Annotated in this window: 4 protein-coding genes and 1 pseudogene; 3 read left to right on the top strand and 2 right to left on the bottom strand. The window is 59.4% G+C overall.

What is annotated here, in order from left to right; all coding sequences use genetic code 11:
* Positions 1-4 precede the first annotated feature (4 nt).
* Positions 5-3,184, top strand: coding sequence for an efflux RND transporter permease subunit (locus EJD88_RS13515; protein WP_158878207.1), 3,180 nt, complete (start codon positions 5-7; stop codon positions 3,182-3,184).
* Positions 3,181-4,596, top strand: a complete 1,416-nt coding sequence (locus tag EJD88_RS13520) for an efflux transporter outer membrane subunit (RefSeq protein WP_112195154.1) — start codon at positions 3,181-3,183, stop codon at positions 4,594-4,596. The genes EJD88_RS13515 and EJD88_RS13520 overlap by 4 nt, the downstream gene beginning before the upstream one ends.
* A gap of 114 nt (positions 4,597-4,710) precedes the next feature.
* On the opposite strand, the gene EJD88_RS13525 is transcribed toward EJD88_RS13520, so the two are convergent.
* Complete coding sequence (locus EJD88_RS13525) at positions 4,711-5,088, bottom strand: hypothetical protein (RefSeq protein WP_158878208.1); 378 nt, start codon at positions 5,086-5,088, stop codon at positions 4,711-4,713.
* A complete protein-coding gene (locus tag EJD88_RS13530; RefSeq protein ID WP_158878209.1) occupies positions 5,078-6,025 on the bottom strand; it encodes a hypothetical protein in 948 nt (315 codons plus the stop codon). The genes EJD88_RS13525 and EJD88_RS13530 overlap by 11 nt, the downstream gene beginning before the upstream one ends.
* A 321-nt stretch (positions 6,026-6,346) precedes the next feature.
* Here EJD88_RS13530 and EJD88_RS13535 point away from each other — a divergent pair.
* Positions 6,347-6,596: pseudogene (locus EJD88_RS13535) on the top strand (type VI secretion system tip protein VgrG); the annotation flags it as partial.

Below are 6,596 nucleotides of genomic sequence, written 5' to 3' on the forward strand. Positions count from 1 at the left end.
CAAGATGAATTTTTCCAAGTTCTTCATTTCGCGGCCGATCTTCGCAGCAGTGCTGTCGCTGTTGATCCTGATCGCCGGCGCGATTTCGCTGTTCCAACTGCCGATCAGCGAATACCCGGAAGTGGTGCCGCCGACTGTGGTCGTGCGCGCCAACTTCCCCGGCGCCAACCCAAAGGTCATCGGCGAAACCGTGGCCGCGCCGCTGGAGCAGGCCATCACTGGCGTCGAGAACATGCTGTACATGTCCTCGCAATCCACCGCTGACGGCAAACTGACCCTGACCATCACTTTCGCCCTGGGCACCGACCTGGACAACGCGCAGGTGCAGGTGCAAAACCGTGTGACACGGACTCAGCCAAAACTGCCCGAGGAAGTGACACGCATCGGTATCACCGTGGACAAGGCCTCTCCCGACCTGACCATGGTGGTGCACTTGACCTCCCCGGATCAGCGCTACGACATGCTGTACCTGTCCAACTACGCCATCCTCAACATCAAGGATGAGCTGGCCCGCTTGGGCGGCGTGGGCGACGTGCAACTGTTCGGCATGGGCGATTACTCCCTGCGCGTCTGGCTCGACCCGAACAAGACCGCCTCACGCAACCTGACCGCCACCGACGTGGTGACCGCGATCCGTGAGCAGAACCGCCAGGTGGCGGCCGGTGCCCTGGGCGCGCAGCCTGCGCCGAGCGACACCAGCTTCCAGTTGTCGGTCAATACCCAAGGCCGTCTGGTGACCGAGGAAGAGTTCGAGAACATTGTGATTCGCGCCGGCGCCAACGGTGAAATCACGCGCCTCAAGGACATCGCCCGGGTTGAACTGGGGTCCAGCCAATACGCGCTGCGCTCGCTGATCGATAACCAGCCTGCCGTAGCGATTCCGATCTTCCAGCGCCCCGGCTCCAATGCCATCGACATCTCCAACGATGTGCGCGCCAAGATGGCCGAGCTGAAAAAGAGCTTCCCGGCGGGCATGGACTACCGCATCGCCTATGACCCGACGATCTTTGTACGTGGCTCCATCGAAGCGGTCGTGCATACCCTGTTCGAAGCGCTGATCCTCGTGGTGCTGGTGGTGATCCTGTTCCTGCAGACCTGGCGCGCCTCGATCATTCCGTTGGTGGCGGTGCCGGTATCGTTGATCGGTACCTTTGCGGTGATGCACCTGTTCGGGTTCTCGCTCAACGCGCTGTCGTTGTTCGGCTTGGTCTTGGCCATCGGCATCGTGGTGGATGACGCCATCGTGGTGGTAGAGAACGTCGAACGTAATATCGAGCTGGGCCTGGAGCCGTTCCCCGCGACTGAAAAAGCCATGAGTGAAGTGACCGGCCCGATCATCGCCACAGCGTTGGTGCTGTGCGCGGTGTTCATTCCCGCCGCGTTCATCAGTGGCTTGACCGGGCAGTTCTACAAACAGTTCGCCTTGACCATTGCAATCTCGACGGTGATCTCGGCGTTCAACTCGCTGACCCTGTCCCCAGCCCTGGCCGCTGTGTTGCTACGCGGTCACGACGCACCGAAGGATCGCTTCTCGAAGTTCCTCGACAAGCTGTTCGGCGGCTGGCTGTTCCGTCCATTCAACCGCTTTTTCGAAAAGGCCAGCCATGGCTATGTGGGTACCGTACGCCGGGTGATTCGCGGCAGTGGTATCGCGCTGTTCGTGTACGCCGGCCTGATGGTGCTGACCTTCTTCGGGTTTGCCCACACGCCGACCGGTTTCGTGCCGGCTCAGGACAAGCAATACCTGGTGGCCTTCGCCCAACTGCCCGACGCCGCGAGCCTGGACCGTACCGAAAACGTGATGAAGCGCATGTCGGAGATCGCCCTGAAACAGCCTGGCGTGGAAGCTGCGATTGCTTTCCCTGGCCTGTCCATCAACGGCTTCACCAACAGCCCGAACAGCGGCATCGTGTTCGTGACCTTGAAGCCGTTCGATGAGCGCAAAGACCCGAGCATGTCCGCCGGAGCGATTGCCGGCGCGCTGAATGGCCAGTACGCCAACATCGAAGAAGCCTACATGGCGATCTTCCCACCGCCGCCGGTACAGGGCCTGGGCACGATCGGCGGGTTCCGCCTGCAGATCGAAGACCGGGGCAACCTGGGCTATGACGAGCTGTACAAAGAAGTGCAGAACGTGATCACCAAGAGCCACGGCGTGCCGGAGCTGTTTGGCCTGTTCACCAGCTACACCGTCAATGTGCCGCAAGTCGATGCCGCCATCGACCGCGAAAAGGCCAAGACCCACGGCGTGGCGATCAGCGACATCTTCGACACCCTGCAGGTCTACCTGGGTTCGTTGTATGCCAACGACTTCAACCGCTTCGGGCGCACCTATCAGGTCAACGTGCAGGCTGAGCAACAGTTCCGCCAGGACGCCGACCAGATCGGCCAGCTGAAAGTGCGCAACAACAAGGGCGAGATGATCCCGCTGGCGACCTTTATCAAGGTCAGCGACACCTCGGGCCCGGACCGCGTGATGCACTACAACGGTTTTATCACCGCTGAAATCAACGGCAACGCCGCACCGGGCTACAGCTCCGGCCAGGCCCAGGCCGCGATTGAAAAACTGTTGAAGGATGAACTGCCCAACGGCATGACCTACGAGTGGACCGACCTGACCTATCAGCAGATCCTCTCGGGCAACACCGCACTGTTCGTGTTCCCGCTGTGCGTGCTGCTGGCGTTCCTGGTACTGGCTGCTCAATACGAGAGCTGGAGCCTGCCACTGGCGGTGATCCTGATCGTACCGATGACGCTGCTGTCGGCCATTACCGGGGTGATCATCTCGGGCGGCGATAACAACATCTTCACCCAGATCGGCCTGATCGTACTGGTGGGCCTGGCGTGCAAGAACGCGATTCTGATCGTCGAGTTCGCCAAGGATAAACAACAGGAAGGCCTCGACCCGCTCGCCGCCGTACTGGAAGCCTGCCGCCTGCGTCTGCGGCCGATCCTGATGACCTCGTTCGCCTTCATCATGGGTGTAGTGCCGCTGGTGCTGTCCAGCGGTGCCGGTGCCGAGATGCGTCATGCCATGGGCGTGGCGGTGTTCTCGGGGATGATCGGGGTGACCTTCTTCGGTCTGTTGCTGACGCCAGTGTTCTACGTACTGATCCGTCGCTATGTGGAACGCAGCGAAGCGCGCAAAGCGGCCAAGGCCTTGAAGCTGGAGACACAGCAATGAGTGTGAAAGTATTCCTGCCGAGCTTGCTGGTACTGGCGCTGAGCGCCTGTGCCGTCGGCCCGGACTATAAAACCCAGACCCCGGAGGCGGCGAACATCACCGCCGCCGCGGACGCCAAGCAGTATGACCATGCCAAGTTCGAAGGTATCTGGTGGCAGCAGTTCGAGGACCCGACGCTTAACCAGTTGGTGACTCAATCGCTGCAAGGCAACCGTGATCTGCGCGTCGCCTTTGCCCGCCTGCGTGCGGCTCGGGCGATCCGCGATGACGCCAGCAATGACGCCATGCCGACCATCACCAGCCGCGTCAGCAGTGACCAGGGCAAGGGCCAGATCCCCGGCCAGACCACTCGCCGCGTCAAGACCGAGCGTTACGACCTCGGCCTGGACATGGCCTGGGAACTGGACCTGTTCGGCCGCATCCAGCGCAACCTGGAAGCGACCGACGCCGACCAGCAGGCCGCCGAAGCCGACCTGTACCAACTGCAAGTCAGCATGATTGCCGAACTGGTGGACGCCTACGGTCAACTGCGCGGCGCGCAACTGCGTGAAAAGATCGCCCTGGACAACCTGAAGAACCAGCAGGAATCACGCACCATCACCGTCAGCCTGCGGGATGCCGGTGTGGGTGACCAACTCGACGTGGAACGTGCCGACGCACGCCTCGCCGCCGTTGAAGCCAGCGTGCCGCAACTGCAGGCCGAACAAGTGCGCGAGCGTAACCGCATCGCCACCCTCCTCGGCCAGCGTCCGGACAAACTCAGCGTGGACCTGAGCCCCAAAGACTTGCCGGCGATTGCCAAGGCACTGCCCATCGGCGACCCAGGCGAACTGCTGCAACGTCGCCCAGACATCCTCAGCGCCGAACGCAAACTGGCCGCCGCCACCGCGCGCATCGGCGTGGCCAAGGCCGACCTGTTCCCACGGGTCAGCCTCAGCGGCTTCCTCGGCTTTACCGCCGGGCGCGGTTCGCAGATCGGCTCCTCGGCAGCGAATGCCTGGGCCCTTGGCCCGAGCATTACCTGGGCCGCGTTCGACCTGGGCAGCGTGCGCGCTCGACTGCGTGGCGCCGACGCCGAAGCCGATGGCGCCCTGGCAACCTACGAACAGCAAGTGTTGCTCGCCCTGGAAGAATCCGAGAACGCCTTCAGTGACTACGGCAAGCGCCAACAACGCCTGATCTCGCTGATCCGTCAAAGCGAATCCAGCCGCGCCGCCGCCGACCTCGCCGCCATCCGCTACCGCGAAGGCACCGTGGACTTCCTCGTCCTGCTCGACGCCCAACGCGAACGCCTCGCCGCCGAAGACTCCCAGGCCCAGGCCGAAGTGGACCTGTATCGCGGGATTGTGGCGATCTACAAGGCGCTGGGGGGTGGGTGGAAGCCGGACACGGTTGTAGCAACGGCGAAGTGATGTAAAGAGCTCCTTTGGTTGGTCGCATCCAGCCAATTTTTAGCCCTGTGGCCTGTTTGGTCATGGGGCTTTTTTTGTTTGGTGGTTGAAGAACGACATTTGCTGAGCAGTACTTTATTCACGCAACCAAAGAACAAAAAAGTAGGTCAAGAAAAGCACATCGATAAACAATATCCACAGAATCAGGTTTTTAAGCCAACGAGGAAATTCCTGAACCTGCCGCCAATCTATAAGACCGCGTTTCAAGAATCGCTTTGGTAGTAACACGGCTACGCTGATCGCACATAGCCGCATCATTCGTGCTCGCGGCGAGTTCCCCCAATACTGAGCGTGAAATACGACAAAACTGCATTTATCCAAGAGTCGCTCCATGTGTTCCAGCCGTCGGTAGGCAAGGAAGACACCTAGTAATAAGGCGACAAGTGCTAAAACACACAGTATTAATTCAAACCCGAAAATGACGTGAGGACTTAAGAGGCCTTCAATATTCATAGAGTTTTTCCCCCACTGCTTCTCCACCCCAACTGCCAAGTGCAGCCCCCGCGATGCCCCCTGCCGTTCCACCGATTAATAGACAAGCCAGAGAACCAGGCCCGGTTGTGGGTAAAAGTACGGCAAGACACAACGCTGATCCTGCATACCCTCCCAAGGCTCCTACGCCAACGCCCATCGTCAGTTTACTTACCTCCACATATTTAGCCTTCGAACATTGCTCCTCCCTTCCCGTCGAGCACGCCTCCTTGATCTCTAGCGCAGCAGATGCCGTGCTCAATGCGATGCCCAACGGCGTCCCTGCCTTAAGCGCTTTGGCTGTTTTTGCAATCAGCGCGATCCTCTCGGCATATCGGCTGATCTCCCCGGTATGCAGATAACTCCTAGTAGAAATTCCGAGCATTTTCTTAATCGACCCTTCATTTCGCAAGCCTGTGCCATATCGCGCAAACCCACGCATTTGGGCTTCCAATCTGGCGAACAGAACCTGGCGGCGTGTCAGGAACTCATCCCGCGCCCTGCCTCCACCTTGGTGCAGGGCATGCTTGTGCAAGGCATCGATCTCATCGAGAGTTTTGACGATATCGTTCAGGTGTCGACTCCAGGCGTCCCCCGCCGTACCGATACCGAGCGAAGTAAAACCCAGCAGTTTTTGCAACAGGTCATAGTTCTGCAACGCAAAGCTGGCACCTCCTTCTGCCATCACGCTGTGGCGGACACTCCAGGCCGCCTGCTTCAAACGCGACTCCTGTGGCGTACACATTGTCGTGGTGTCATCCCCGACGAGCACCAATTGGCCCGGTAAAACCACTACGTTGCGGATATGGCTGTTGAGTAATTCGAACTTCTCGGCAGCGGATCTGCTCATGTCAAGTCGAGCCTTGAGTTCGGTCGACGTTTGTTGACGGTCGTTGATAAACGCATATGGCTGAGACACTTGCAGCTTCTTCGAATGAAAAGGGGGCTGCAAAATGTAAGTTCGCTCAGTGGCACTGTCGTGGTTTAGCCGGGTGAATTTGCCTGCCATCTTTCACTTTAGGAAAGGGGCTACACGGGGAATTCCGGTATCTGTCAGGCGTTGCACATAGTGGACGTAACGTGCGTTATCAGCATCGGAGATGCTGTTCGCATCCAGCCATTTTTGAGAAGCGCAATAAGACATTCAGGAAGCGCCTGTCTCGTAAAGTCGAATTTTCCGACATTAATCACAGATAACAAATCTTTACTCTCCGGGCTTTCGCGTCCAGGAGTGAAAGGGATGACTTCCAGCTTATTACCGAGCGCTTTTTTCGATCACAGCCGCCACACCCTGAGCGTTCGCAACGTCAACGCCCACCTCGACGTCCTGGCCTTCAACAGCCAGGAACGCCTAAGCGAACCGTTCGCCTACCACATCGAATTCACCAGCACCGAACGTGACCTCGCCGCCGAAACCCTGCTCGGCCAGCACGCCCGCTTCAGCCTGCACGCCCCGGCGCAAAAACTGCCCTTGCTGGGGCTGACGCCGC

Origin of the sequence: Pseudomonas sp. PB105 (assembly GCF_009764655.1) — a bacterium.
GTDB lineage: Bacteria > Pseudomonadota > Gammaproteobacteria > Pseudomonadales > Pseudomonadaceae > Aquipseudomonas > Aquipseudomonas cyclaminis.

What these genes read in the sequence shown, in the direction of transcription:
- EJD88_RS13515 (WP_158878207.1), top strand. Translation starts at nt 5, where the DNA reads ATGAATTTTTCCAAGTTCTTCATTTCGCGGCCGATCTTCGCAGCAGTG.
- EJD88_RS13520 (WP_112195154.1), top strand. Translation starts at nt 3,181, where the DNA reads ATGAGTGTGAAAGTATTCCTGCCGAGCTTGCTGGTACTGGCGCTGAGC.
- EJD88_RS13525 (WP_158878208.1), bottom strand. Translation starts at nt 5,088, where the DNA reads ATGAATATTGAAGGCCTCTTAAGTCCTCACGTCATTTTCGGGTTTGAA.